Source organism: Arthrobacter sunyaminii (assembly GCF_018866305.1).
Taxonomy (GTDB): Bacteria; Actinomycetota; Actinomycetes; order Actinomycetales; family Micrococcaceae; genus Arthrobacter_B; species Arthrobacter_B sunyaminii.
The window spans coordinates 2,626,615-2,649,582 of the sequence record NZ_CP076456.1 but is presented as its reverse complement, the minus strand read 5'-3'; the positions used below and the strand labels follow the sequence as shown (position 1 = coordinate 2,649,582).

Here is a 22,968-nt window from a genome sequence, read left to right as displayed (position 1 = left end):
TCTTGATCCACGCAGCATCCGCTTCCGGGGAATCTTCGGACTCCTCCCGGAAGCACACGAAACGCCGGTCCACGATTGTGGGCTGGCGTTTTGTGCTCTGCGCTCTCGCCGCAGCGGTTGTGCTGGCGGCACTGGTCCGCGCGTTTATCGTGGACGTCTATTACATTCCGTCCGAATCGATGCAGCCGCTGCTGGAACCGGGCGACCGCGTGGCGGTCTCACGCACGGAGTACCGCTCCGGTGAGATCCGGCGCGGAGACGTGGTGGTCTTTGACGGCCGAGGCTCCCTCGCCCCGCTGAACAGCGGAGATGCCGCCCCGGTTGCGGCGCTGAAGTCCCTGGCCCGCTGGGTGGGGCTGATGGGCAGCGACACGGTCTATGTGAAACGGGTGATCGGACTCCCCGGGGACCGGGTCACCTGCTGCACCGCAGACGAGCCGCGGCTGACCGTGAACGGAACTCCGCTGGATGAGCCGTACGTTTACCCTTCAGACGCTCCCAGCGACAAGAACTTCGATGTCATCGTCCCCGAGGGACGGCTGTGGCTTCTGGGCGACCACCGGTCCGAGTCAGCGGATTCGCGTTCGCTCCTGGGCGCACCGGGCGGCGGCCTCATCTCCGAGGAACGCATCATTGGCCGTGCGACGGCCATCCTGTGGCCGCTGGAGCGCAGTTCGGATATTGAGCGGCTAGAGTTAGGAGCCGAGTGGAACACGGCGAAATAAGAGGACAGCACATGGCTCAGAACGTCCCGGACGAGCCCACCCGGAATCCCGGACCCAGCGTTCACGGAGCGCATTCGGCGCGTCCCCGGGCAGCAGGCCCGGGCCGGAACGGCAAAGACAAGCACCGCGGTTTCGGCGGCTGGCTCCGCGAAGTCGCCACCATCATCGTGATCGCGCTGCTCCTGTCCTTCCTCATCAAGACCTTCCTGTTCCGGGCGTTCTACATTCCCTCGGGCTCCATGGAAGAAACCCTGGAAATCAACGACCGGATCTTCGTGAACCTGCTGGTTCCGGAACCCTTTGACCTGAACCGCGGCGACGTGGTGGTCTTCAAGGACACCCAGGGCTGGCTGCCCGAGCTTCCTCCGGCCACCGAAGGACCCGGCGCCTGGATCCGTGACGCCCTCATTTTTGTCGGCCTGATTCCGGACACCTCCGAGCAGCATCTGGTCAAGCGCGTCATCGGCACCGAGGGTGACCACGTGGTCTGCTGCGACGCCGATGGCCGGATCACGGTCAACGGCGAGCCTCTGAACGAGCCCTACATCTATCCCGGCGCCTCGCCGTCGGACATTCCGTTCGACGTGGTTGTTCCGGAAGGCAAGGTTTGGGTCATGGGGGACCACCGCAACGCCTCCGCTGATTCACGTGAACACCTCCAGGATGCCGGCGGCGGGTTCATCGACGTCGAGGACATTGAAGGCAAAGCCGCAGTGACTGCCTGGCCTCTGAACCACGCCGGCTTCATCGGCAGCTACCCGGAAGTCTTCGAAAACATCCCCGATCCTTCCAGCTCCCTTCCGGCCGGATCCCGATGACCGCGACGTCCGCCCGGCCGCGGCCCAAGACGGGCGCCGGAAGCAAGGCCCCCACGCTGCGGCACGAACGGTCCTTTGCGGCCGTCGGCTACAAGGTCCTGGCAGGCTGCGACGAAGTGGGCCGGGGCGCCCTGGCCGGTCCGGTCAGCGTGGGCCTGGTGGCCGTTGACCTGGCCACCGTCCGTTCGCTCAAGGGCGTGCGGGACAGCAAGCTGCTCTCACACAGCGACCGGGAAACGCTGGTGCCCCAAATCAAGAAGTGGGCCCGGGGCTGGGGAGTGGGGCATTCCAGCGCCGCGGAAATCGATCTGCACGGCATCATGGGTGCGCTGCGCCTGGCCGGCACCCGCGCCTGGGACCAGATCTGCGCGGACCTGACCCCCGACGTCGTCCTTCTGGACGGCAACTACAACTGGCTTTCACCGGCGCGCCAGGCCAGTCTTTTTGACCTTCCCGGGAACGACGACGGCGGCTGCCAGGCGCCCGTGCACATCAAAATCAAGGCGGACATGACCTGCCTCAGTGTGGCCGCGGCCAGCGTACTTGCGAAGGTGGAGCGGGACACGATGATGGTGGACTACGCTGTGACACATCCTCAGTACGGCTGGGAAGTGAATAAGGGATACGCCACGGCGTCCCATCGGCTGGCGATAGACGAGTTTGGGCCCACGCCCCTGCATCGGATGTCCTGGCAGCTGGGAACACGTCCGGAAGCGGATGCCCGGGACCATGAGAGCGTCGTTGGGGGATGATGGAAATATGAGTGCCGAAGACCTTGAGAACTATGAAACGGACATGGAGCTCCAGCTCTACCGTGAATACCGGGACGTGGTGGGACTCTTCAGCTATGTGGTGGAGACCGAGCGCAGGTTTTATCTTGCCAACCACGTAGACCTGCAGGCACGGTCCGCGGACGGGGAAATCTACTTTGACCTGACCCTGCAGGATGCCTGGGTCTGGGACGTCTACCGCTCGGCCCGGTTCGTGAAAAGCGTCCGGGTGATTACGTTCAAGGACGTCAACGTCGAGGAACTCACGCGCAACGACGACCTGACCATTCCCAAGGCCGACGAATTGGGCTGAAGCCGCTCAGCCCCCTAGGACCGAAGCGTCGGTGTGAACAGCGGCGGCGAGGAGGGCTGCGGAAGGCTGGCGGCGACGTCGTTCCACTGTGCCCAAGACCCGGAGGGCTTCCGCGGTGCTTCGGCGGCGAGGCTCGAAACCCAGCCTTCAACCATCTTTCCCCGGTGCGGCAGAAAGTGCGGAACCGCAATGGGCGGCGGGAAACCGTTGCGCCACACCGATTTGTAGCTGCCGACGTTGCCCGCATTGGCCGACCAGCTCACCACATCCCAGCCGAGATCATCCAGGGCATAGGCCACCGCCAGACCGACGGCACGCGACATGAGTCCCTTTCCCCGGTACTCCGGAGCCGTGACGAACCCCAGATCGCCCGAGTTGGCACCCTTGAACCGCAGGTCCAAAGTCCCGGCGTAGGCACCGCCCGCCTCGAGCGCCCAGGAAATCTCCTTTTCCTGCGGCACTGAGATGGCAGCCACGTACTCCACGGCCATCTCCCGCGTGTAGTCCAGGGGAACGGTGGTCCACCGGCGTGTCAGCGGGTCAACGCAACGGGAGAGGACCGGATCAATATCGGCCTCGTGGTGCGGGCGCAGCGTGAGCTCTGACTCGGAGAGGACGGGAATGTCATAAGGCATGGGTCCACCCTAGTGCAGCTGTGACCCGCGTCTCCTAAACTGCTGAAATGGCGCTTCCCGAGTCACCGCTGTCCGGATACCTGTCCGGCAACCGAAGGTTGTATGCGCAGATGCGGCCCGACGCCGGATCGCTGGAGCTTATCCTAGCCCTCCAGCAGGCGCTGGCAGCACGTACCCAGGTGAACGACGGCGGCCGCCCGCGCTGGGTCCCTGAGCGGCAGGTCCACCTGACACTGATCCATTTCGGCAAGGTCCGGGATGTTTATGCAGTGGTTTCCGCTGCCGGAAACATTTCCTGGGACGAGTATGAAGAGCGTCTGGCTGCTTACGTGGCGGCGACCGAAGCCGCCATGCCGCGGGAACCCATCCTGCTGGAGCCGGCCGTGCTGTCCCGGTTTGGGCGGCACGGACGGACCCTGGTCCTGGAGTATTTTCCGTCGTCGGCGCTGCTGCGCGCTCACGAACGGGCGTACGCGGCACTTGAAGTGTTCTTGAACAGCTGCGGGATCCCCGACGTCGGAGCCTTCACTGCTGCGGATCCCAACTTCATGTTTGCCTCCGCTCTGCGTCCCCACATCACGTTGGCGCGCGGCTTTGCCGGGACGCTGCCGGCACCTGTGCACGGCGGTTCGCTGTACGGCGGTGAGCGGCACGGCGTGCACTACGGTTCTGCCCCGGAAGACGGCAGTATTGTCCCGGCCCGGGTTCGGCTGGAGTCCATGCCGGTGGTGTATCCGGAGGCCGGCTGACGCCGTCGTAGTATAAAGCGGCGACGGCAGCAGCTTTCGGGGAAAATGGGGGAACGGAATGCCTGGAACGGGTGTGGGTGGCGGGGGATCCGGTCTGCACCACCCGGGGCCGGAGAATTCGGCGCGGCCGAAGCCGGCGCCGCTGGTGTTCTCGGTATCGAAACTCCGCCTGCTGGGGATGGCGCTTCTCTGCGTTCCCTTCGTCCTGGCAGGAATCTACTTGATTTCCAAGTTTCCCGATTGGGGCTCCGTGCTCATGGGCTCAGTCACCGTGCTATTTTTCGGTGGCGGCGGGCTCTGGGCGCTCTGGACCAAGCTGCGTCAGCCGACGGTCCTTACCCTGTCCGAAGAAGGCATCAAGCCGGAGTCGGGCGGCTTTATTCCGTGGGAAGATTTCGATGCTGCGGGAATCGGGCGGATCCCCGGAGGGTCCAGCGGAACAAAGGTCATTGGCATCCGGCTGAACTCCTACGAGCGGTTCGTGAAGTCGTTCACGCCGGATGAACTTCGGCTGATGCGGGGTGCAAATACCGCGGCTAGGTTTACGGCCGTCGCATTGCCCAAGATCGCCGGGGGTTCCGTGCGCTCCAACCGTTCCATGAAACGCTCGCTGGGGCATCTACGGTCCCTGCCGCGGCAGGACGAAGCCTCCCTTCCCCTGCAGGACGTGGCCGGCACTCTGGCCTGGAACCGTGGCCTGTGCGGATGGGACATTACCTTTTCACCGTTTGTGTTCAGGGGATCCGCTGACACGGTGGTCCGGGATATCGAAAACTACCATCAGGCCGTGAAGCGGCGTTCCGGGGCGTAGCCCGGGCGAACAGACGCAGGGACAGGAACAGGTCGGCCCCGGCGCAGAGCACCGGGGCCGACCTGTCATTTGAGCGACTGCAGGTTAGCTGTCGCTTACCTCAGTGCGTCGGCGGTTGCGAACCAGGGCGGTAGCACCCAGGCCGGCAAGCAGCAGTCCTGCTCCGGCCATAGCAGCCGTCGTGGAATCAGCTCCGGTATTCGGCAGCCGGGGAGAGTCGGTGGCTACCGGCGGTACCGTCGGATCATCTTCCGGAACGGTGGGTTCCGGGGTGGGCTTGGGATCCGGGGTTGGCTCCGGTGTCGGCTTGGGGTCCGGCGTGGGCTCCGGCGTGGCGTCCGGCGTGGGCGTGGGCTCCGGTGTTGGCGTGGGCTCCGGTGTCGGATCCGGCGTGGGCTTGGGGTCCGGCGTGGGCGTTGGTTCCGGTGTCGGCTTGGGGTCCGGCGCGGGCGTGGGCTCCGGTGTGGGATCCGGCGTGGGATCCGGCGTGGGTGTCGGCTCCGGGTCCGGAGTCGGCTTGGGATCCGGTGTGGGCGTGGGTTCCGGAGTGGGCTCCGTTTCGCATTCTGGAATCGGGCCGTAGACCTCAAGGTCATCATGCCTGTTATCGGTCAGCGTGACCGGTCCCTCAAATTCTTCAGGGTAGACAATTGTTTCGGGCCAGACGAAAGCCCCTGTGATGTCCAGTTTGTCCTGCTGGATGCCCCAGCCCGGTCCGCAGACGTAGTCGGGCAGCAGGCCGATTATGTCCGTAAACCAGTCTGTACCCTCTTGGGTGGCCAGGAGGCTCTGGGGACCAGAGTTTTCCCAAGCAGCAGGCTTCGCAGGGTCATTCTTTTTGTAGACGTACGCGCCGACTTCCTGGGATACGGAAGTGTCGGTGCCCGCGCCGTCGTCGGGACCGGTTGCCACAGCCGGTTGTATGACGGCCAGAGAGAAGGCCCCTATCGATAGTGCAGTAGCGGCCGCAGCGGCCGTTGGTTTTAAGACCTGTTTCATGGTTCCTTCGACAATCGGTTAAAACTTCAGTGTTCTCTCGGGGGGCCCGTTCATCCTGCCGAAGCATCCTCAGATCGCACTCAAGATGGCATCAAGATCACGACAAGACTTGCTGTGCGGCGCAATTCCTCCCCAAGACGCGCTCGTTACTAAAACGGGAAGGGCCGTCCACAGCCCATGGCCGTCGCCCGGCAAACGTTCCGAGAAGAGCGCAGGGTGGGCACATGAGAGCTAAGGACACCCTGGGACAGCGCGGTGAGGAGCTTGCCGCCGCCTATCTGACCGCCATCGGCATCGAAGTAGTGGACCGCAATTGGCGGTGTGCCGACGGTGAAATTGACCTCGTGGGCATCGACGGCGACACGCTGGTGATCGTAGAGGTCAAGACCCGTTCCTCCCTGGACTACGGGGACCCACTCGAAGCCATCACGCCGGCGAAGCTGGCACGGCTCTACCTGCTGGCGGCCCGATGGAGACGGGCATCCGCCCGGCACTATCCCTCGTTCCGCGTGGACGCCGTTTCGGTTCTTGATAACGGTGCCGGGACACCGATCATCGAGCACTTGAGAGAGGTTGCGCTGTGACGCTGGGACGGACATACGGGGTGGGACTCGTTGGGCTGGATGGCCGCATGGTGGAGGTTGAAGCCGACATCGGTCAGACACTGCCGTCGTTCGTCCTTCTTGGGTTGCCTGACGCGTCCCTGAACGAAGCCAAGGACCGGGTTCGATCCGCAGCCAAGAACGCGGGTCTGCCGCTGAGCCGGAGGCGGATCACCGTCAATTTGATGCCGGCCGACGTCCACAAGCGCGGTTCCGGTTTCGACTTGGCGATTGTGATGGCAGCTCTCGCTGCGGCAGGCGACATCAAAGCCAGCGGCCGCCGCGTCTTTATCGCCGAGCTCGGCTTGGACGGCCGGCTGAGGCCCGTGCGGGGAATACTGCCGGCAGTCATGGCCGCCGTGGAGGCCGGATACTCGGAGATCACCGTCGCGGAAGCCAATGCCGATGAAGCGGCCCTCGTCCCGGGAGCCGAGGTTAACGGATTCAGTTCGCTGGCCGAAGTTGCCGCCTTCCTCGGTGCAGATCCTGAGCGGCTGGTTTTTCCCCCGCAGATCCCGGGCCGGGTGGACAGCGGAACCGGCGAATCTGCCGCGGCTCCTCGTCCAAAGCGGGACATGTCGGATATTGCAGGGCAAGCAGAAGCGCGGTTCGCGGTAGAAGTGGCCGCAGCCGGCGCCCATCATCTGCTGATGACGGGCCCGCCCGGAGCGGGTAAGACGATGTTGGCCGAGCGGCTTCCGAGCCTGTTGCCGGACCTCTCCGATACCCACGCCATGGAAGTAACCGCAATCCATTCGCTGGTGTCCGGCGGACGGACGTGCTCCCAGCTGCTGCGGCGCCCGCCGTTTGAGAGCCCGCACCACACGGCCTCATCCGCTGCCATTATCGGTGGGGGTTCGGGGATTGCCCGTCCGGGAGCGGCATCCCGCGCCCACCGCGGTGTCCTGTTCCTGGATGAAGCGCCGGAATACGAGCGGCGTGTCCTGGATGCGCTGCGCCAACCGTTGGAAAGCGGGAAAGTCGAACTGCACCGGGCAGCGGGAACAGCTACCTATCCGGCCCGGTTCCAGTTGCTGCTGGCGGCGAACCCCTGCCCCTGCGGGCTGGCGTCCGGAAAGGGAATCGATTGCACCTGTACTCCGCAGCAGCGGCGCAGATACTTCGGCCGGCTCTCGGGGCCGTTGCTGGACCGGGTTGATCTGCGGCTCCAGGTGCAGCGGGTCTCACTGAGGGAGTTGGCCGGTGACGGGTGTGCCGAGGGCAGCGCTGTCATAGCAGGCCGGGTGGAAGAGGCCCGCCGGGTCCAGCATGCGCGCCTGAAGAACTGGGGATATGAGACCAATGCGGAGGTGGCGGGAAATCTGCTGCGAGGTCCGCTGCGACCGCCGCCGCGGGCCACGGCGTCACTGGACCGAGCCATGGACCGGCAAACATTGACCGCAAGGGGCTACGACAGGGTGCTGCGGATTGCGTGGAGCGTTGCCGATCTGGCCGGCCACACAGCGCCCGACGCCGACGACGTCGGGCAGGCACTGGGGTTCCGGCAGCAGGGGGAGGCGGCATGAACGGCGTGGGGATGGAACTTCTGCGTACAAGGGCTGCCCTCTCCCGGATGTTCGAACCTTCAGACAATGTTGGGCTGGCGCTCGTTGAAGCAGCGGGCCCGCACGATGCACTCCGGGTGGCCACCGGTGCAGTCCGGGCCGGTGAGCAGCTCACCCGCGACGTGATGGACATCCTGGCAACAGCCGGCCTCTCAGCACCGGGGAACATCCTGTCGTCGGCCCTGGAACGATGGATTCCCCGGGTCACTGATCTTGCACCCGACCGCGACCTCGCCATGATTGGACGGGCAGGAGGCGAACTGCTCATTCCCGAGGACTCCCGCTGGCCGGAAGCTCTGCGGGATCTGGAGCTCGGAATGCCTTTGTGTCTCTGGGCGCGGGGGGATTTGAGCAAGGGAATCCCGGCGCTGCACCAGACCGCGGCCGTTGTCGGGTCACGGGACAGCACGGGGTACGGCGCGTCAGTGACCGGAGACATCGCGGCCGGGCTCGTAACCCGGGGATGGACCGTGGTTTCCGGCGGCGCCTACGGTATTGATGCCCAGGCCCACCGTGCGGCCCTGGCTACGGCAAGCCTCGCCCGCATTCCCACCATCGCCGTCATGGCCTGCGGAGTGGACCGCTACTATCCGGCGGGCAATGAGGAACTCCTTCGCGAAGTTGTCCGCCGTGGCCTCCTTCTGTCGGAAGTCCCTCCCGGGTCCTCGCCCACCCGCTGGAGGTTTCTACAGCGCAACCGGATCATCGCCGCCCTCAGCGCCGTGACCGTCGTAGTGGAAGCACGATGGCGGTCCGGCGCCCTCAATACCGCACACCATGCAGCGGCACTGGGACGCGAAGTAGGCGCAGTTCCCGGCTCCGTGTATTCAGCCAACTCAGCGGGCTGTCACCGACTGCTGCGCGACGGCAGCGCCGTCTGTGTGACGGACGCGGCCGAAGTAGCTGAATTGGGCGGCCCGATCGGATCGACCGATGACACCGCAGGCAGCGCCCGCGAGGCACCTCAGGCCGTCCACGACGGGCTGACGATCGAAGACATGCTGCTCCTCGATGCACTGCCGCTGCGCAGCGGATCTCCGGTTGAAAAGCTGGCTTCCGTCGCCGGGTTGTCGGTGCCCTCCGTCCGGGCCGGCCTGGCTCGTCTGGAACTCGAAGATCTCGCCGCCCGGGACGGGCCTGACAAATGGCGGAGAAGCCGCAGATAAACCCTCACTGTCCGCACCCTCGCCTCAACCCCCACATTGCGAACCACCTATTGAAAGGAACTGCCGTGCGAATCCACAAGAGTGTTGTCACGCCGCTGGGAATCCTTACCCTGGCCTCTGAGGAAGGATCCCTCAAAGCCGTTTTCGCCGGGGCGCCCGACCCCGCAGCCGATCACGGACTGGGGCGCATCGTGGAGGATGGATTCGAAGAAGCTGAACGCCAACTCAGCGAGTACTTCGCAGGCCACCGCTGTTGCTTCGACCTGGATCTCGAAATAAGAGGCACCGACTTCCAACGCCTCGTCTGGGCCGAAGTGTCAGCCATTCCCTACGGCCAAACCTGCAGCTACAAGGAATTGGCCATCCGGCTGGGAGATGCAGCCAAAGCCCGAAGCGTGGGTGCCGCCCTTTCCCGCAACCCGCTGAACATCGTCATCCCAACCCACCGAGTCGTAGGATCACGCGGTTCCCTAACCGGCTACTCCTCGGGTATCGATTCGAAAAGGTTTCTGCTGGAACACGAGAGCTCAGAGGCTACCGCGGCGCTGCGCATCCAGTGTGCCGAGGCAGCAGGTTTGCCCGCCTAAGGAGTCCCGTGACGGCCTGGGTCACGGACCTGGCCGGCGGCGTCGGCCTTTCGGTCACCCAAAATGTGAGGTCGTTCTGAGGCGTGCGGGTTCTCGGGTATGCCGAGGACCCACACGCCGATGTCCTGGCGCGGCCTCAGCGAACAAGATCAGCGAACAATGTGGTGGAGACGGTGCTGTCCCATCGTGGCCGCGCCCGGCGAAGCAGTGCCGGGACGCGGAAGATGCCGGGACGTGGAAGATGCCGGATCCGCAGGGTAGTGCCCTTCAACTCGCCGCCATGACGGAGGTAGATCAGTCCGCCGCCGGTGTGCCTGCTTGAGGACAGACAGCGATGCGAGGACAGTAAAGGGGTGAATAAAGAGGCGAGCGAAGCATCCCGCGCCGAGACCCCTGCCTGGCCGGGAGAGTTCAGCCGGGCCCTGCGCCGGTTCAGCCGCTACCTGACCAGCGAACGCGGCCGGTCCGAGCACACTGTCCGGGCATATGAGGGCGACGTTGCCCAGCTGTTGAACTATGCGCTGGCCGGGGGAGTGCGGACTCTGGAAGGCCTCGATCTGGGCGTCCTGCGCGGTTGGTTGGGTGCCCTCAGTGCGGCTGGCCTGGCCCGGTCTACGCTGGCTCGCCGGGCCGCCACTGCGCGCAGCTTTACCGGGTGGGCCCTCCGCGAGGAACTTATCAGTGCGGACCCGGCGCTCCGGCTCCGTGCACCGAAGCGCGACAAGACTCTGCCCGCAGTGCTGCGCGCCGGACAGGTCGGGGACCTCTTTGACACGCTCGCGGCAGCCGCCGCTGAAGGAGACCCCGTCGCAGTCCGAAACCATGCTCTCGTGGAGCTGCTTTATGCCACCGGGATCCGGGTAGGGGAGCTAACCGGATTGGACATCGACGATCTGAACCCGGAACGCCGCACGCTGACGGTGATCGGCAAGGGAAACAAGGAGCGGACCGTTCCGTACGGGCAGCCCGCAGCAGCAGCCGTAGACGCCTGGCTGCGCCGCGGCCGGCCGGCACTGGCAACTGCCGAAAGCGGTCCGGCCCTGTTCCTGGGCCAACGCGGCAGGCGGGTTGACCAGCGGCAGGTCCGCTCAGTTGTCTCCGGACTCTTTGAAGCCCTGGGAGACACCGGCGCCACCGGACCGCACGCGCTGCGGCACTCAGCCGCAACTCATCTGCTCGACGGCGGTGCGGATCTGAGAGCCGTGCAGGAAATCCTTGGACACTCCTCCCTGGCCACGACGCAGCTGTATACGCACGTATCCGTGGACCGATTGCGCGCGAGCTACCAGCAGGCCCATCCCCGGGCCTGATCGCAGAATTGAAGGTGCCGAAAGGGCTGTACCGATTATTGGCGCAAACGGATAACTTGCGGCACAATAAGGCTAAGTTCACATCGAACGAAAGTCTCAGAGAATCACGAAAGTCTCGTCGAATCGAAAGGCATCAGCAGAGTTTATTAGGCGCAGTTCGTACTGGGTCAGACAAGCAACACAAGGATTTCACTCAGGTTGAAGGTCGTTGGGGAAGACGTACCTACAGCTATGGAGGATGGAATGTCTGTTGTGATGGCCCACGGCGTGTTATTCATACACTCCGCCCCGTCTGCGTTGTGCCCCCATATCGAGTGGGCTATCGGATCCGTCGTGGAAAAGCGAACGGATCTAAAGTGGACCCCTCAGCCGGCTGCTCCCGGAATGCTGCGGACCGAATTGGAATGGACCGGTCCGCAGGGAACGGGATCCCTTCTGGCTTCCGCGCTGCGCGGCTGGGCCCACCTCCGGTATGAAGTCACCGAGGACCAGAGTCCCGGAGCTGACGGCAGCCGCTGGTGCCACACTCCCGAACTGGGCATATTCCACGCCGCCACTGACGTCCACGGCAACATCATGGTGTCGGAAGACCGGATTCGGTACGCCTACGAGAACGGGGCGGGTGACCCCTCAGCTGTTTATCATGAGCTGTCCCTGGCCCTGGGCGAAGCATGGGATGACGAGCTTGAACCCTTCCGGCATGCAGGTGACGGAGCCAATGTCCGCTGGCTTCACCAGGTCGGATAACTGCCCGGGTTTCAGGCTGGCCGCACATAAACGCTGGGTCGGACATAAACACAGAAGTCGCACATAAACGCAGAAGAGGGAGGACCTGTTGGTCCTCCCTCTTCTGCGTCGGTAATGAGCTGCCAGCAGGTAGCCTCAGTAGCTGCGCAGGGCGATAACGGCGTTATGCCCGCCGAAACCAAACGAATTGCTCAGGACCACAATGTCGCCGCCGGGCAGGGTCCGGGCCGACGTGACGACGTCGAGCGGGATCTCCGGATCCTGGTTATCAAGGTTGATGGTGGCCGGTGCCTGGCGGTCATAAACGGCCATCGCGGTCATGACCGCTTCCACGGCGCCGGACGCGCCCAGCAGGTGGCCTGTCTGTGACTTGGTTGCGGACACCGCAACGTTGTCCACGTGGGACCCCAGTGCGGCCTTCAGCGCCGTGTACTCAGGCTTGTCACCCACCGGTGTGGAGGTGGCGTGCGCGTTGACATGGACTACGTCCTCGGCCTGTGCCCGCGCGTCGTAGAGAGCCGCTTTCAGGGCGCGGGTGGCGCCCAGGCCCTCGGGGTCGGGAGCGGTGATGTGGTAAGCGTCGGCGGTGACGGCCGTGCCGGCAAGCTCGGCATAGATCCGGGCGCCGCGGGCCAGGGCGTGTTCCTCGGCTTCCAGTACCAGCGCGCCGGCGCCCTCGCCCATGACAAAACCGTCGCGGTCCTTGTCATACGGGCGGGATGCGCGTTCCGGATCATCATTGCGCTTGGAAAGGGCCTGCATCGAGGCGAACGCCGCCATCGGCATGGGGTGGATGGCAGCTTCGGCACCGCCGCAGACAACGACGTCGGCCTTGCCTGAGCGGATCAGTTCCAGTCCCTGGTGCAGGGCTTCAGTGCCGGAGGCGCAGGCAGACACCGGGGTATGGGCGCCGGCGCGGGCACCCAGGTCTAAGCTGACGGCGGCGGCGGGGCCGTTGGGCATCAGCATGGGAACGGTCATGGGGAGGACCCGGCGGGGGCCCTTTTCGCGGAGGGTGTCCCAGGCATCGAGCAGGGTCCACACGCCGCCGATGCCCGTGGCAAAGGAGACCGCGAGGCGGTCATGGTCTACGTCCTCGATCCCGGAGTCGGCCCATGCTTCCCGGGCAGACACCACGGCAAACTGGGTGGACGGGTCCATGCGCTTGGCTTCAACGCGGGAGAGGATGTCAGTGGCCGGGGTGGAAACACGCGCGGCGAAGGTTACGGGAAGGCTGTACTGGGCTACCCAATCGTCCTCGAGGGTACGGGCGCCGGGGACACCTTTGAGGGCGTTCTTCCACATGGTGGGAACATCTCCGCCGATGGGCGTAGTGGCGCCCAGGCCGGTGATGACTACTTTGCGGGCCATGATTCACTCTCTCGAAAACGTTGGTGTAGCTTCAAATGCATGCGCTGACGCGGCGGCCGCCGCCGGGATAGGCAGCGGCCGCCGGCGGATTACGCCTGGGCTTTGGAAATGAAGTCCACGGCGTCGCCGACGGTCTTCAGGTTCTTGACCTCTTCGTCCGGGATGCGCACGCCGAACTTCTCTTCGGCGTTGACGACGATCGTCATCATCGAGATGGAGTCGATGTCCAGATCATCGGTGAAGGACTTGTCCAGTTCGACGGACTCGGGGGCCAGACCGGTTTCCTCGTTGACGATCTCGGCGAGGCCGGCCAGGATTTCTTCGTTGCTAGCCATGTTGGCTCCTTTTTCTCGTGATGCCGGCAGGAACCGGCGGGGTGGTCCAACCGCGGAGCGGTGTGGTGAATGGGGGCGGACGGGTTACGGAAGAACGATAACCTGTGCGCCGAAGACCAGGCCTGCTCCGAAGCCGATCTGGAGGGAGAGCTTGCCGCTGAGCTCAGGGTTTTCCTGCAGCAGCCGGTGCGTCGCCAGCGGAATCGAGGCCGCGGACGTGTTGCCGGCGTCGGCGATGTCGCGGGCAATGATCACGGACTCGGGAAGCTTCAACTGCTTGGCCATTTCGTCGATGATGCGCATGTTGGCCTGGTGCGGGACAAAGGCCCCGAGATCCTCGGCGGTTACTCCTGCGGCGTCGAGGGCGCGCTGGGCTACCTTCGCCATTTCCCAGACAGCCCAGCGGAACACGCTCTGGCCGTCCTGGCGCAGAGTGGGCCACAGCTTGGTGTCGCGCTCGGCGACGTCGGCCGCATCAACGGTGTCGCCGGCCGCTTCGGCGGCGAGGGACAGTTCGCGGATGTCCAGCATGGAATGCGTCATGCCGATGGTGGTGGACTTGCTGCCGTCGGATCCCCAGACGGACGGGCCGATGCCCGCAGAATCTGCCGGACCGACGACGACGGCGCCTGCGCCGTCACCGAGCAGGAAGGAGATAGTGCGCTCGGTGTTGTCGATGAAGTCGGAGAGCTTCTCCACGCCGATGACCAGCACGTATTCTGCTGCACCGGAGCGCACCAGTGCGTCAGCCTGGGCCACGCCGTAGCAGTAACCCGCGCAGGCGGCCGATACGTCGTAGGCCGGAGCGGGGGCGGCGCCGAGCAGATGCGCGATCTCGGCTGCGGCTGACGGAGTGGCGTACGGGTGGGTCACGGTGGAGACGATGACTGCGCCAAGCTGCGAACCGTCGATTCCTGCGCTCTGCAGGGCGTCGCGGCCGGCAGCTTCCGCCATGTCCACCACGGAGGTGCCCTTGTCGGCACGGTGCCGGGTGATGATGCCCGTGCGCTGGCGGATCCACTCATCGGAGGAGTCGATCCACTGGCAGACGTCCTCGTTGCTCACGATGACGTCGGGGCGGAACGCACCAATGCCGTGAATCCGGCTGAACTGGTGGACGGGGGACTGCTTCAGGGTGGGCGTGCTCACGCGTTACCTTCTCCGGTGGTGGTTGCTGCTACTGCGGCGGCCGTGCCTGAATGTTCAGTAATGAACTCCCGGGCGGCGTCGAGATCTTCGGGGGATTTCAGGGCCAGGGTGGGCAGGCCCTTGAGCCCGCGGCGTGCCAGTCCTGTAAGGGTTCCTGCCGGCGGCAGTTCCAGCATGCCGGTGACACCCATGGCTGCCATGGACTCCATGCACAGGTCCCAGCGGACCGGACGGGAGACCTGGCTGATGAGGCTGTCCAGGTTGGCTTCGCCGGACACCACGGCGGCGCCGTCGTAGTTGGAGAGCAGTGTGGGCAGGGGAGCGGCCGGGCGCAGCTGCGGGCGGAGGTTCTCCAGCACGCTGACCGCCGGGGCCATGTGGGCGGTGTGGAAGGCGCCGGCAACCTTCAGCGGGATGACGCGGGCCTTGGCCGGGGGTGCTGCGGCAAAAGCGGCCAGCTGTTCCAGGGTTCCCGCTGCCACGGTTTGTCCGCCGCCGTTGGCATTGGCCGCGGTGAGGCCGGCCGCGGCAAGTGCAGCGGCAACTTCCTCGGGGTCTCCGCCAAGCACTGCACTCATGCCGGTGGGGGTTTCCGCGGCGGCGCGGGCCATGGCATTGGCGCGTTCGCGGACGAAAATCAGGGCGTCGGGTTCGGTCAGTGCGCCGGCGAGGGCCGAAGCCGTAATCTCACCGACGGAGTGCCCCGCGACGACGGTGGAAGCGGTGAGTGCCTTCGGTTCCACGAGGAGCCGCGCTGCCATCAGTCCGGCGGCAACGATCAGGGGCTGGGCTACTGCGGTGTCCTTGATGGTTTCCTCATCAGAGACGGTGCCGTGAGCGATCAGATCCAGACCGGCGATGGCGCTGAGGGATTCGAGGTGTTCCCGAACTCCGGGCAGTTCAAGCCACGGAGAAAGGAAACCTGGCGTTTGGGACCCCTGGCCGGGGCAGACAATTGCGAGCACGTATCAAGCTTTCCAAAGAGACGGTCAGATCCCGGGTGTTTGCGTAGACCAAGCTCCCGGTGCGGCGTTGTAGGAAGTCTACAAGGTGGTTGAGCGCATGCAACCGACTCAGGAGCGGCTGGCGGAACGCTCGGGAACGGCTTTGCCCGGCGGCGCGAGGCGGCCCACCACCAGGGCTGTCTGCAGCACAAAAGCTTCGCGCGGCAGCATCGGGTCCCAGCCGGTGACATCACAGACCCGCCGCAGCCGGTACCTGACCGTGTTGGCATGGACGAAGAGTTCACGTGCCGTTGCCTCCAGGGAATGCCCCAGTGACAGGTAGGCGGAGAGCGTCTCGGCCAGCCCGTTGGAGGCGCTGAGCAGCGGCCGGTAAATGCTCCGGACCAGGGCCTTGCGGGCGCTGTCATCGCCGGACATGACCCGTTCCGGCCAGAGATCGTCAGCCGCCACCGGGCGCGGTGCCGCTGGCCAGGCACGGGCCGCGGTGAGCCCGGCGAAGGCAGCCTGAGCCGACGGTCCGGCGTCGACCAGTGAATCCGCGGGAGGCCCGTAAACCACCGGTCCGGGACCGAAGAGTTCCGCGAGCCGGCCGTAGGAGCCGGCGCTCTCATCCATGCCGCCCAGCACCAGGATGAGCCGTTCGCCTTGGATTCCCACAAGGGCGTCTTCGCTGAGACGTGCAGTGGCCCGCCGCAGCTCGTTGACGAAGGAGGCATTGGTGTCCGACGGCGAACTGCCCACCATCACGGTGATCCGTGCGGTGGAGGTCCAGCCCACGGCGGCGATGCGGGAACGCAGCGCATCGGAGCTTTCACCGCGCAGGATGGCATCCACCACGAGTGCCTCGAGCCGTGTGTCCCAGGCGCCGCGGGTCTCCGCAGCGCGTGCGTACACGTCTGCTGCGGCAAAGGCCACTTCCCGGGAATAGCGCAGGACGGCTTCACGCAGCGGCCCCTGGACGTCGTCGTCGGCCAGCTCGGGCACCCGGTCTTCCACCACCTGAACCACTACCCGGATCAGCTGCAGGGCTTTTTGCAGGCTGATGGAACGGGTGAGTTCGGTGGGTGCCGTGCCGAAGACATCGCTGAGGACCCAGGCCGGGGAGGCCGGACGCTCGTACCAGTTCACGAAGGAGGCGATGCCCTTCTGCGCCACCATGCCCAGCGCCGAACGTTCATCCGGGCGCAGTCCCCGGTACCAGGGCAGGGAGACGTCCAGCTGCTTCAGCGTGGCAGTGGATAGTTTTCCAATGTTGGCTTTGAGGCGTTCGACGGTGGAGGGATCCGCCGGTTCGGCACGCCTCCCGTGTCGAGGCGCGGCTGTGCTGCGAGTCACTGGCATAAAGCTGAGCTTACGGGGTTCACCGAACAAGCACCATTTTGTGCGAAGGCTACAACTCGGGGTATGTGTCGGCCCTGCATCACCCTGCCGATCCGAGCCTGCGGAACCGGGCTGTGCGCTGCTCGAGCCGTGCCGCGGACGGCACCGTCCGCAGGGATGCAAGCTCGTATTCCACGGCCTGGCCCATCCTCCGGCAGAAAGCCGGTGCTTCTGCGGCGGCGTCAGGCTCCTCCGGAACGATGTGGTCCACGATGCCGTGAGCCGCCAGGGCGGAGACCGTCACGCCCTGTTCCTGTGCCATTTGTGCCCCGTGTTCAGTATCACGGTAGACAATGGCGCTCGCCCCCTCCGGCGGGAGAGATGACAGCCACGCGTGCTGCGCGGCCACCGTACGGTCTGCGGGCAGCAGCGCCAACGCTCCGCCTCCGGCGCCCTGTCCAAGCAGCACAGACACGGTGGGACAGTTCAACCCGACCAGGTCATTCAGGCAGCGGGCGATTTCCCCGGCGAGCCCGCCCTCCTCGGCTTCCTTGGAAAGGGCGGCCCCGCCGGTGTCGATAACCGTCAACAGGGGAAGGTTCAGCTCCTCGGCCAGACGCATGCCCCGGCGCGCCTCCCGCAGGGACGCCGGCCCCAGCGCCGGCTGCTTGGAACCGCGCTGGCGGTCCTGGCCCAGCACCACACAGGAAGTTTCGCCAAAACGGGCCAGAGCCAGCAGCAGCCCCGGATCCTTTTCACCCTGGCCGGTTCCGTTCAGCGGCAGGACGTCGGCGGCTGCAAAATGCAGCAGCTGGCGCACTCCGGGCCGCTGCCGGTTGCGGGAGATGGTGATGGATTCCCAGGCCGGCACCTCTGCGGGGGACGCGCTCAGGGATGCCGGCTCCGGCAGGGGGTCAACGGGTCCCGGGAGCAGCATGGACAGGGCACGGTGGATGGTGGGTGCGAGTTCCTCGGGCGGAAGCACCGCATCCACCAGGCCTCGGGCCTGCAGGTTTTCCGCCGTCTGAACCCCTTCCGGAAACGGCTCTCCATACAGGGATTCGTAAACCCGCGGGCCGAGGAATCCCAGCAGTGCACCCGGCTCGGCTACGGTGATGTGCCCCAGCGAACCCCAGGACGCCATGACGCCGCCGGTGGTGGGATGACGCAGGTACACAAGGTAGGGCAGGCCCGCTTCCTTGTGCCGGCGGACAGCTGCAGTGATTTTCACCATGGAGAGGAAAGCCAGAGTGCCCTCTTGCATCCGGGTACCGCCGGACGCCGGACCAGCCAGCAGCGGCAGTCCTTCCCGGGTGGCGCGTTCCACGGCGTCGGTCAGGCGATCTGCCGCGGCAACGCCAATGGATCCGCCGAGGAAACCAAATTCACAAACAACCAAAGCCACCCGCCGTCCGTGCACGAGCCCCTCTCCGGTCAGCACGGACTCGTCTTCCCCCGTTTTCTCCCTCGCAGCGGCGAGGTCTGTCTCATAGGCCTTGCTGTGCTCGGTGTAGGTCACCGGGGCGTCCCAGGAGACGTACGTTCCGGGATCAACCACGAGATCCAGCAGGCCGCGGGCATTAAGACGCCGGGGCCGTGTTTGGACACTCATGCGCCCGCGCCTCCGGCCTGTTCGGAGCTGCCGGCCAGCCAGTTCCGGATCTCGCTTCCGTGCTGGTCCAGCAGGGGCGGTGCGGCGTGGCTGCGGTTGGTGGTTTCGGTGCCTTCCTCAGCGTCGAAGAAACGCAGCGGCGGGCCCGGCAGGGCAACCTTGCCCAGGACGGGATGTTCGACGTCGACCACGAGGCCCTGCGAATGCACCTGTTCCCATTCGTAGACTTCGTCCAGCGTCCGCACCTTGCCGGCCGGAATGCCTGCGGCCCGCAGCTTCTCCAGCAGCGGTTCGGCATCAAATTCCGCAAACGCTTCTTCGACGGCCTCAATGACCGCAGGGCGGTTGCGCACCCGCTGCGCATTGCCGGCAAATTCGGGGCGGGAGGTGTCGATGCCGAACGTGGCCGCGAACGTTTCCCACAGCTTCTCGCTGCCAACACTGATCTGGACCTTGCCGCCGCGGCAAGAGAACAGGCCGTAGGGCGCAATAGAGGGATGGTGGTTCCCCTGAGCAGCCGGGACTTCGCCGGCAACGGTGTGCCGGGTGCCCTGAAAAGCATGAACGCCGACGACGGCGGCAAGCAGCGATGTACGGACCACCTGTCCCTTGCCGGTGCGCTCGCGTTCCAGCAGCGCAGCCAGCAGCCCGAAGGCCCCGTACATCCCGGACAGCAGATCAGCGATCGGCACCCCCACACGCTGAGGGTCCGACGGGCCTGAACCTGTCAGGGACATGAGGCCGGCTTCTCCCTGAACGATCTGGTCGTAACCGCTGCGGGTGGCCTCGGGGCCGTCGTGTCCAAAACCGCTGATGGACAGGATCACCAGCCGGGGATTGAGCTCATGCAGCTGCGCCGGGGAGAAGCCGAGCCGGTCCAGCACTCCGGGCCGGAAATTCTCCACTAGAACGTCGGCCCGCCGGACCAGATCCCGCAACACGGCCACGCCGTCGTCGGACTTGAGGTCCAGACTGATTGACTCTTTGTTGCGGTTGCAGGAGAGGAAGTATGTGGCCTGCAAATCGTCTTCCGGGCCAACGAACGGCGGTCCCCAGCTGCGGGTGTCATCACCCGTGCCGGGGGTCTCGACCTTGATCACGCGGGCGCCGAGGTCCGCAAGCATCATGCCGGCGTGGGGACCGGCTAAGGCGCGGCTCAGGTCAACAACGAGGTAGCCGTCCAGCGGGCCGCGGGAAGTGGATGTGGAGCTCATGGAAGTCTCTTTCTGTAGCGGGGATGTGGAGCCGGGCGGTCAGGGCTTAGAGCCAGCCTGGAACCACCATGATCAGCCAGGCCACCAGCGGTCCAACGACAACAACGATTCCGCTGTAGCTGAGGATCTGCTTGTAGAAACGGTCCTTGTCCATGCCCTCGGGAGCATTCGCGAGGACCAGCGCACCGTTTGTGGAGAACGGTGAGACGTCAACGATCGTGGATGAAACGGCCAGTGCACAGATGAGTCCAACGGCGCCGATCTCTCCGGAAGCGAGGAAGGGAACGGCCAGCGGAATCAGGGCCGCGAGGATGGCGGTGGAGGAAGCGAAGGCAGAGACAACGGCGCCGATGTAGCAGATGAGCAGCGCAGCCAGCAGGGGCATACCAAGTCCGACGACGCCGTCGGACACGTACTCAACGGTGCCTGCTTCCTGGAGCACACCGACAAAGGTGAGCATGCCGCAGATCAGCAGGACCGTGGTCCAGCTGATCTTGTTGATGGCGCCCTTTTGCGCCTGCGGGGAAACCAACGCCAGGATCACGGCGATGGTGATGGAGACAAAGCCAACATCAACCTTGAATCCGAGGGCGATGACGGCAAGGGCGACCAAACCGGCGATCGTCACAATCTGCGGAAACAGTTCGGTGCGGGATTTTGTGGCGGTAAGACCGTCTCCGGCAGGGTCGCGCGGACCATAGATGTCGGAGCCGAATCCCTTGAAGGCGACGTCGGCGCGGCCTGCGGTGCTGAGGTTCATCCGTGCCTGGGCAACTTCCTCCACGAAGCCGCCCACCTTGCCGCTGCGAAGTTTGCTGCCGCCCAGAACAAAGAACAGAATCAGGGCAATGAAGGTATTGAAGAGCAGGCTGGCCAGGAATACGGCCAGGGGGCTGGATTCCAGATCGGTTTCACCGATGATGCCGTTGACCGTGACTCCGTAGACGGCAATCGGCGAGAATCCGCCTGCCTGCGCGCCGTGGATCACCATCATGCCCATCATCAGCGGATTGATCTTGTGTTTGGCCGCAAAACCCAGGGCAATCGGGGCCACGATGGCGACGGCGGCGGGAGAGAGTGCGCCGACGGCGGTGATGATGGCGGTGATGGCAAACATGATCCAGGGAATGAGCGCCACCCGGTTCCCGACAAGCTTCACAGCGCCCCGGACCAGCAGGTCAATGGTTCCGTTGTTTTGAGCTATCGCGAAGAGGTATGTCACGCCGACGATGGTCAGGAAGAGCGCGCCGGGAAAATTAGCGAGAATCTCGTCGGTGCTCATATCGAGGAAGACAAAGCCCAGAAGGAAGGCGCCAACGAAGGCAAGCGCCCCCATGTTCAGCGGCAGCACTGTTGCCAAAAGGAACATGGCCACCAGTATCAGGATGGAAAGGAGTGGAGCGGACATCTATGTTCCCTTGGTCGAAGGAGCCGGCACTGCCCCCGGGCTGCCGGCCCAACCTGAAAAGTGATGCAGGCCACACCACTGGACTAGCCTCTTAGACACTGGGTCTCTTTGTCAATCCCCGCTATAGTTCGTCTCAGCCGTGGGGATGCCCGGTGGACGTAGAAAGAGGACGCCATGTCAGGCAGCGGTGATGGCAACGGATTTGTTCGTGTTTCCAAGCCCCGTTTGTATGAGCGGCTGGTGGAACAGCTTCTGGGTTATATTGCGTCAGCCGGCCTGGGGCCGGGGGACTTGCTGCCGGCGGAGCGGGATCTGGCGGAGCGCATGGGGGTTTCCCGGGCCACGCTGGCACAGTCGCTGGTCGCTCTTGAAGTCCTGGGGGTGATTGACGTGCAGCACGGAACCGGGGCGGTGCTGATGTATCGGCCGAGTGTTGCGTCGGTGCTGCGCGAACTGCGCGAGCACCGCGACCGGATGCCGGAAATCGTCGAAGCCCGCAGCACCTTGGAAGTAAAGCTGGCCGAACTTGCGGCGGAGCGCCGCACAACTGAGGACCTGGCGGCCATCGACCTGGCGCTGGAATCAATGGCTGCGGAGATTGCCGACGGCAGCCGGGGAACTGCCGGAGACGAGCAGTTTCACCAAGCCGTGGCCGCTGCTGCCCATTCCTCCATCCTGGCGTCCATGATGACGTTCATTTCGGAGTTGGTCCGGGAGACCCGGCTGGCATCCCTCGGGCAGCCGGGACGCCCGGAGCAGTCCTTGCAGTCTCACCGAGCCATTGCTGACGCCATCCAAACGTCTGATCCCGCGGCGGCGGCGCGTGCCATGCAGGCACACATCGATCTGGTGTCCAAGACCGGGATCTGAGGACGTCCCGTTATCCGAACTCGACGGTGATCTGCGGTGCGCAGAACCTGAGCAGGTAAACAGACACCTGGCGTAGGTAGTCTTCTGGAAAAGACGGGTATCTCGGGTTCTCGAAAGTCTCTGTTTTGGGCGTTTTTGGGGCTGTTTTCGGGACGGAAATGTCGGTGGCAGGTGACAGCCTGAAGTCATGGATCAGAACGGATCTTTTCGACGCGGCGGCACTGGTGAAGCATTCGGTGCCGGGCAGGCTGCCGGCCCGAGCCTGTCGATTTACAACGCTGAGCCGGACAGTGCCCCGAGGTATCCCGAAACCGCTCACATGGACCCGGCCTACCGGGACGGGCTTACCGGTTCGTTGGTCCTGCAGGGTGCGGAGTCCCTGACCCAGGACGAAACCAGTGTGGTGTTGTCCCGGTTGGATGCGTTGGTGCGGTGGGCGCAGGCCCAGCAGGCCAAAGTGCTGCACCGGATGGAAATCCTCTTCCGTGACGACCTGCTCGAAGATGTTGGCCGGGAGGATCCGGCCCTGACCTTTAGCCTGGCCGCGGAGGAAGCCGCAGCCATCCTGCACCTGCCGACGAACACCGCGAAGATGCTGATGAGTGAGGCGGGACGGTTGTGCACCACCCACACCGCAACGCTGGCCCGGCTGGAGGACGGGGACCTGGGTTACGGGCATGTGCAGACGGTGCTGGACCAATCCCAAAACGTCCCAGAACCCGAACTGGCCGGCTTCGAAACGGTGTTGCTGGAGGCCGCGGGTGCGGGGCAGACGTCGTCCCAGTTCCGGGTGAAGGCCAGAAGGCTGCGGGAGAATCGGTATCCGGAAACCGTTCCGGTCCGGCATAAGAGTGCTTTTGAACGGCGGCGGGTGTGTTTGGTGCCGGAGGAGGACGGGATGTCGTGGCTGTCGGCGTTATTGCCGGC

The 22,968-nt window shown here is 64.9% G+C and carries 23 protein-coding genes and 1 pseudogene; 14 read left to right on the top strand and 10 right to left on the bottom strand.

The genetic code is table 11. The annotated features are described in order from the left end of the window. The first annotated feature begins 2 nt into the window (after window positions 1-2). Genes lepB (KG104_RS11940) through KG104_RS11925 form a run of 4 tightly spaced genes read left to right on the top strand, consistent with a single transcriptional unit; the run spans window position 3 to window position 2,626 of the window. Entirely contained in the window at window positions 3-725 is a 723-nt protein-coding gene (gene lepB / locus KG104_RS11940; RefSeq protein WP_237685196.1) for a signal peptidase I, read from the top strand. Between the two features lie 11 nt (window positions 726-736). After that, window positions 737-1,543 carry a signal peptidase I gene (lepB, locus tag KG104_RS11935; RefSeq protein WP_104053846.1) on the top strand — a complete coding sequence of 269 codons (807 nt, stop codon included), beginning with the start codon at window positions 737-739 and terminating at the stop codon, window positions 1,541-1,543. After that, window positions 1,540-2,295, top strand: coding sequence for a ribonuclease HII (locus KG104_RS11930; RefSeq protein ID WP_207347122.1), 756 nt, complete (start codon window positions 1,540-1,542; stop codon window positions 2,293-2,295). Before lepB (KG104_RS11935) ends, KG104_RS11930 begins: the two co-directional genes overlap by 4 nt. Before the next feature lie 7 nt (window positions 2,296-2,302). After that, window positions 2,303-2,626 (top strand): DUF2469 domain-containing protein, encoded by a 324-nt coding sequence (locus KG104_RS11925; protein WP_104053848.1) that lies wholly within the window; start codon window positions 2,303-2,305, stop codon window positions 2,624-2,626. A 14-nt stretch (window positions 2,627-2,640) separates the two neighbouring features. Here KG104_RS11925 and KG104_RS11920 read toward each other — a convergent pair whose 3' ends face one another. Then, window positions 2,641-3,261 carry a GNAT family N-acetyltransferase gene (locus KG104_RS11920; RefSeq protein ID WP_104053849.1) on the bottom strand — a complete coding sequence of 207 codons (621 nt, stop codon included), beginning with the start codon at window positions 3,259-3,261 and terminating at the stop codon, window positions 2,641-2,643. A gap of 47 nt (window positions 3,262-3,308) precedes the next feature. Here KG104_RS11920 and KG104_RS11915 point away from each other — a divergent pair, with 47 nt between their 5' ends. Both KG104_RS11915 and KG104_RS11910 read left to right on the top strand, forming a co-directional pair. Further along, a complete protein-coding gene (locus KG104_RS11915; protein WP_207347121.1) occupies window positions 3,309-4,010 on the top strand; it encodes a 2'-5' RNA ligase family protein in 702 nt (233 codons plus the stop codon). A 58-nt stretch (window positions 4,011-4,068) separates the two neighbouring features. Beyond that, a complete protein-coding gene (locus tag KG104_RS11910; protein WP_207347120.1) occupies window positions 4,069-4,821 on the top strand; it encodes an STM3941 family protein in 753 nt (250 codons plus the stop codon). An 84-nt stretch (window positions 4,822-4,905) separates the two neighbouring features. Here KG104_RS11910 and KG104_RS11905 read toward each other — a convergent pair whose 3' ends face one another. Continuing rightward, window positions 4,906-5,733, bottom strand: a complete 828-nt coding sequence (locus KG104_RS11905) for an LPXTG cell wall anchor domain-containing protein (protein ID WP_207347119.1) — start codon at window positions 5,731-5,733, stop codon at window positions 4,906-4,908. A gap of 311 nt (window positions 5,734-6,044) precedes the next feature. Here KG104_RS11905 and KG104_RS11900 point away from each other — a divergent pair, with 311 nt between their 5' ends. The 6 genes from KG104_RS11900 (at window position 6,045) to KG104_RS11875 (ending at window position 11,797) form a co-directional block, all read left to right on the top strand. Further along, on the top strand, window positions 6,045-6,404 hold the full coding sequence (locus KG104_RS11900) for a YraN family protein (RefSeq protein ID WP_104161342.1): 360 nt from the start codon (window positions 6,045-6,047) through the stop codon (window positions 6,402-6,404). Beyond that, window positions 6,401-7,948, top strand: coding sequence for a YifB family Mg chelatase-like AAA ATPase (locus KG104_RS11895; RefSeq protein WP_207347118.1), 1,548 nt, complete (start codon window positions 6,401-6,403; stop codon window positions 7,946-7,948). The genes KG104_RS11900 and KG104_RS11895 overlap by 4 nt, the downstream gene beginning before the upstream one ends. Window positions 7,949-7,995: 47 nt before the next feature. After that, window positions 7,996-9,153, top strand: a complete 1,158-nt coding sequence (gene dprA, locus KG104_RS11890) for a DNA-processing protein DprA (protein WP_237686902.1) — start codon at window positions 7,996-7,998, stop codon at window positions 9,151-9,153. 65 nt (window positions 9,154-9,218) lie between these two features. After that, the gene (locus KG104_RS11885; RefSeq protein ID WP_237688590.1) at window positions 9,219-9,740 is read left to right on the top strand and encodes a methylated-DNA--[protein]-cysteine S-methyltransferase; all 522 of its coding nucleotides are present in this window, start codon (window positions 9,219-9,221) and stop codon (window positions 9,738-9,740) included. A 422-nt stretch (window positions 9,741-10,162) separates the two neighbouring features. Next, window positions 10,163-11,050 carry a tyrosine recombinase XerC gene (locus KG104_RS11880; RefSeq protein ID WP_237686952.1) on the top strand — a complete coding sequence of 296 codons (888 nt, stop codon included), beginning with the start codon at window positions 10,163-10,165 and terminating at the stop codon, window positions 11,048-11,050. 243 nt (window positions 11,051-11,293) lie between these two features. Further along, window positions 11,294-11,797, top strand: a complete 504-nt coding sequence (locus KG104_RS11875; protein ID WP_104053858.1) for a DUF3145 domain-containing protein — start codon at window positions 11,294-11,296, stop codon at window positions 11,795-11,797. Window positions 11,798-11,932: 135 nt separating this feature from the next. On the opposite strand, the gene fabF is transcribed toward KG104_RS11875, so the two are convergent. From fabF to KG104_RS11835, 8 genes are all read right to left on the bottom strand, one after another. Then, window positions 11,933-13,168, bottom strand: coding sequence for a beta-ketoacyl-ACP synthase II (gene fabF, locus KG104_RS11870; protein ID WP_104053859.1), 1,236 nt, complete (start codon window positions 13,166-13,168; stop codon window positions 11,933-11,935). Between the two features lie 89 nt (window positions 13,169-13,257). Then, window positions 13,258-13,503, bottom strand: coding sequence for an acyl carrier protein (locus KG104_RS11865; protein ID WP_104053860.1), 246 nt, complete (start codon window positions 13,501-13,503; stop codon window positions 13,258-13,260). A gap of 84 nt (window positions 13,504-13,587) precedes the next feature. Beyond that, window positions 13,588-14,652 carry a beta-ketoacyl-ACP synthase III gene (locus KG104_RS11860; RefSeq protein WP_207347115.1) on the bottom strand — a complete coding sequence of 355 codons (1,065 nt, stop codon included), beginning with the start codon at window positions 14,650-14,652 and terminating at the stop codon, window positions 13,588-13,590. Then, the gene (locus tag KG104_RS11855) at window positions 14,649-15,617 is read right to left on the bottom strand and encodes an ACP S-malonyltransferase (RefSeq protein ID WP_207347114.1); all 969 of its coding nucleotides are present in this window, start codon (window positions 15,615-15,617) and stop codon (window positions 14,649-14,651) included. The genes KG104_RS11860 and KG104_RS11855 overlap by 4 nt, the downstream gene beginning before the upstream one ends. A 108-nt stretch (window positions 15,618-15,725) precedes the next feature. Then, the gene (locus KG104_RS11850; protein WP_104053863.1) at window positions 15,726-16,958 is read right to left on the bottom strand and encodes a PucR family transcriptional regulator; all 1,233 of its coding nucleotides are present in this window, start codon (window positions 16,956-16,958) and stop codon (window positions 15,726-15,728) included. A 79-nt stretch (window positions 16,959-17,037) separates the two neighbouring features. Further along, window positions 17,038-18,549 carry a carboxyl transferase domain-containing protein gene (locus tag KG104_RS11845; protein WP_207347113.1) on the bottom strand — a complete coding sequence of 504 codons (1,512 nt, stop codon included), beginning with the start codon at window positions 18,547-18,549 and terminating at the stop codon, window positions 17,038-17,040. Then, complete coding sequence (locus KG104_RS11840) at window positions 18,546-19,763, bottom strand: CaiB/BaiF CoA transferase family protein (RefSeq protein ID WP_207347112.1); 1,218 nt, start codon at window positions 19,761-19,763, stop codon at window positions 18,546-18,548. The genes KG104_RS11845 and KG104_RS11840 overlap by 4 nt, the downstream gene beginning before the upstream one ends. 46 nt (window positions 19,764-19,809) lie before the next feature. Beyond that, window positions 19,810-21,171 (bottom strand): SLC13 family permease, encoded by a 1,362-nt coding sequence (locus KG104_RS11835; RefSeq protein WP_104053866.1) that lies wholly within the window; start codon window positions 21,169-21,171, stop codon window positions 19,810-19,812. Window positions 21,172-21,345: 174 nt separating this feature from the next. On the opposite strand from KG104_RS11835, the gene KG104_RS11830 reads away from it, so the two are divergent. Then, window positions 21,346-22,041, top strand: coding sequence for a FadR/GntR family transcriptional regulator (locus tag KG104_RS11830; protein WP_207347111.1), 696 nt, complete (start codon window positions 21,346-21,348; stop codon window positions 22,039-22,041). A 187-nt stretch (window positions 22,042-22,228) separates the two neighbouring features. Then, window positions 22,229-22,945 (top strand): annotated as a pseudogene (locus KG104_RS18320) (DUF222 domain-containing protein); the annotation flags it as partial. Window positions 22,946-22,968 lie beyond the last annotated feature (23 nt).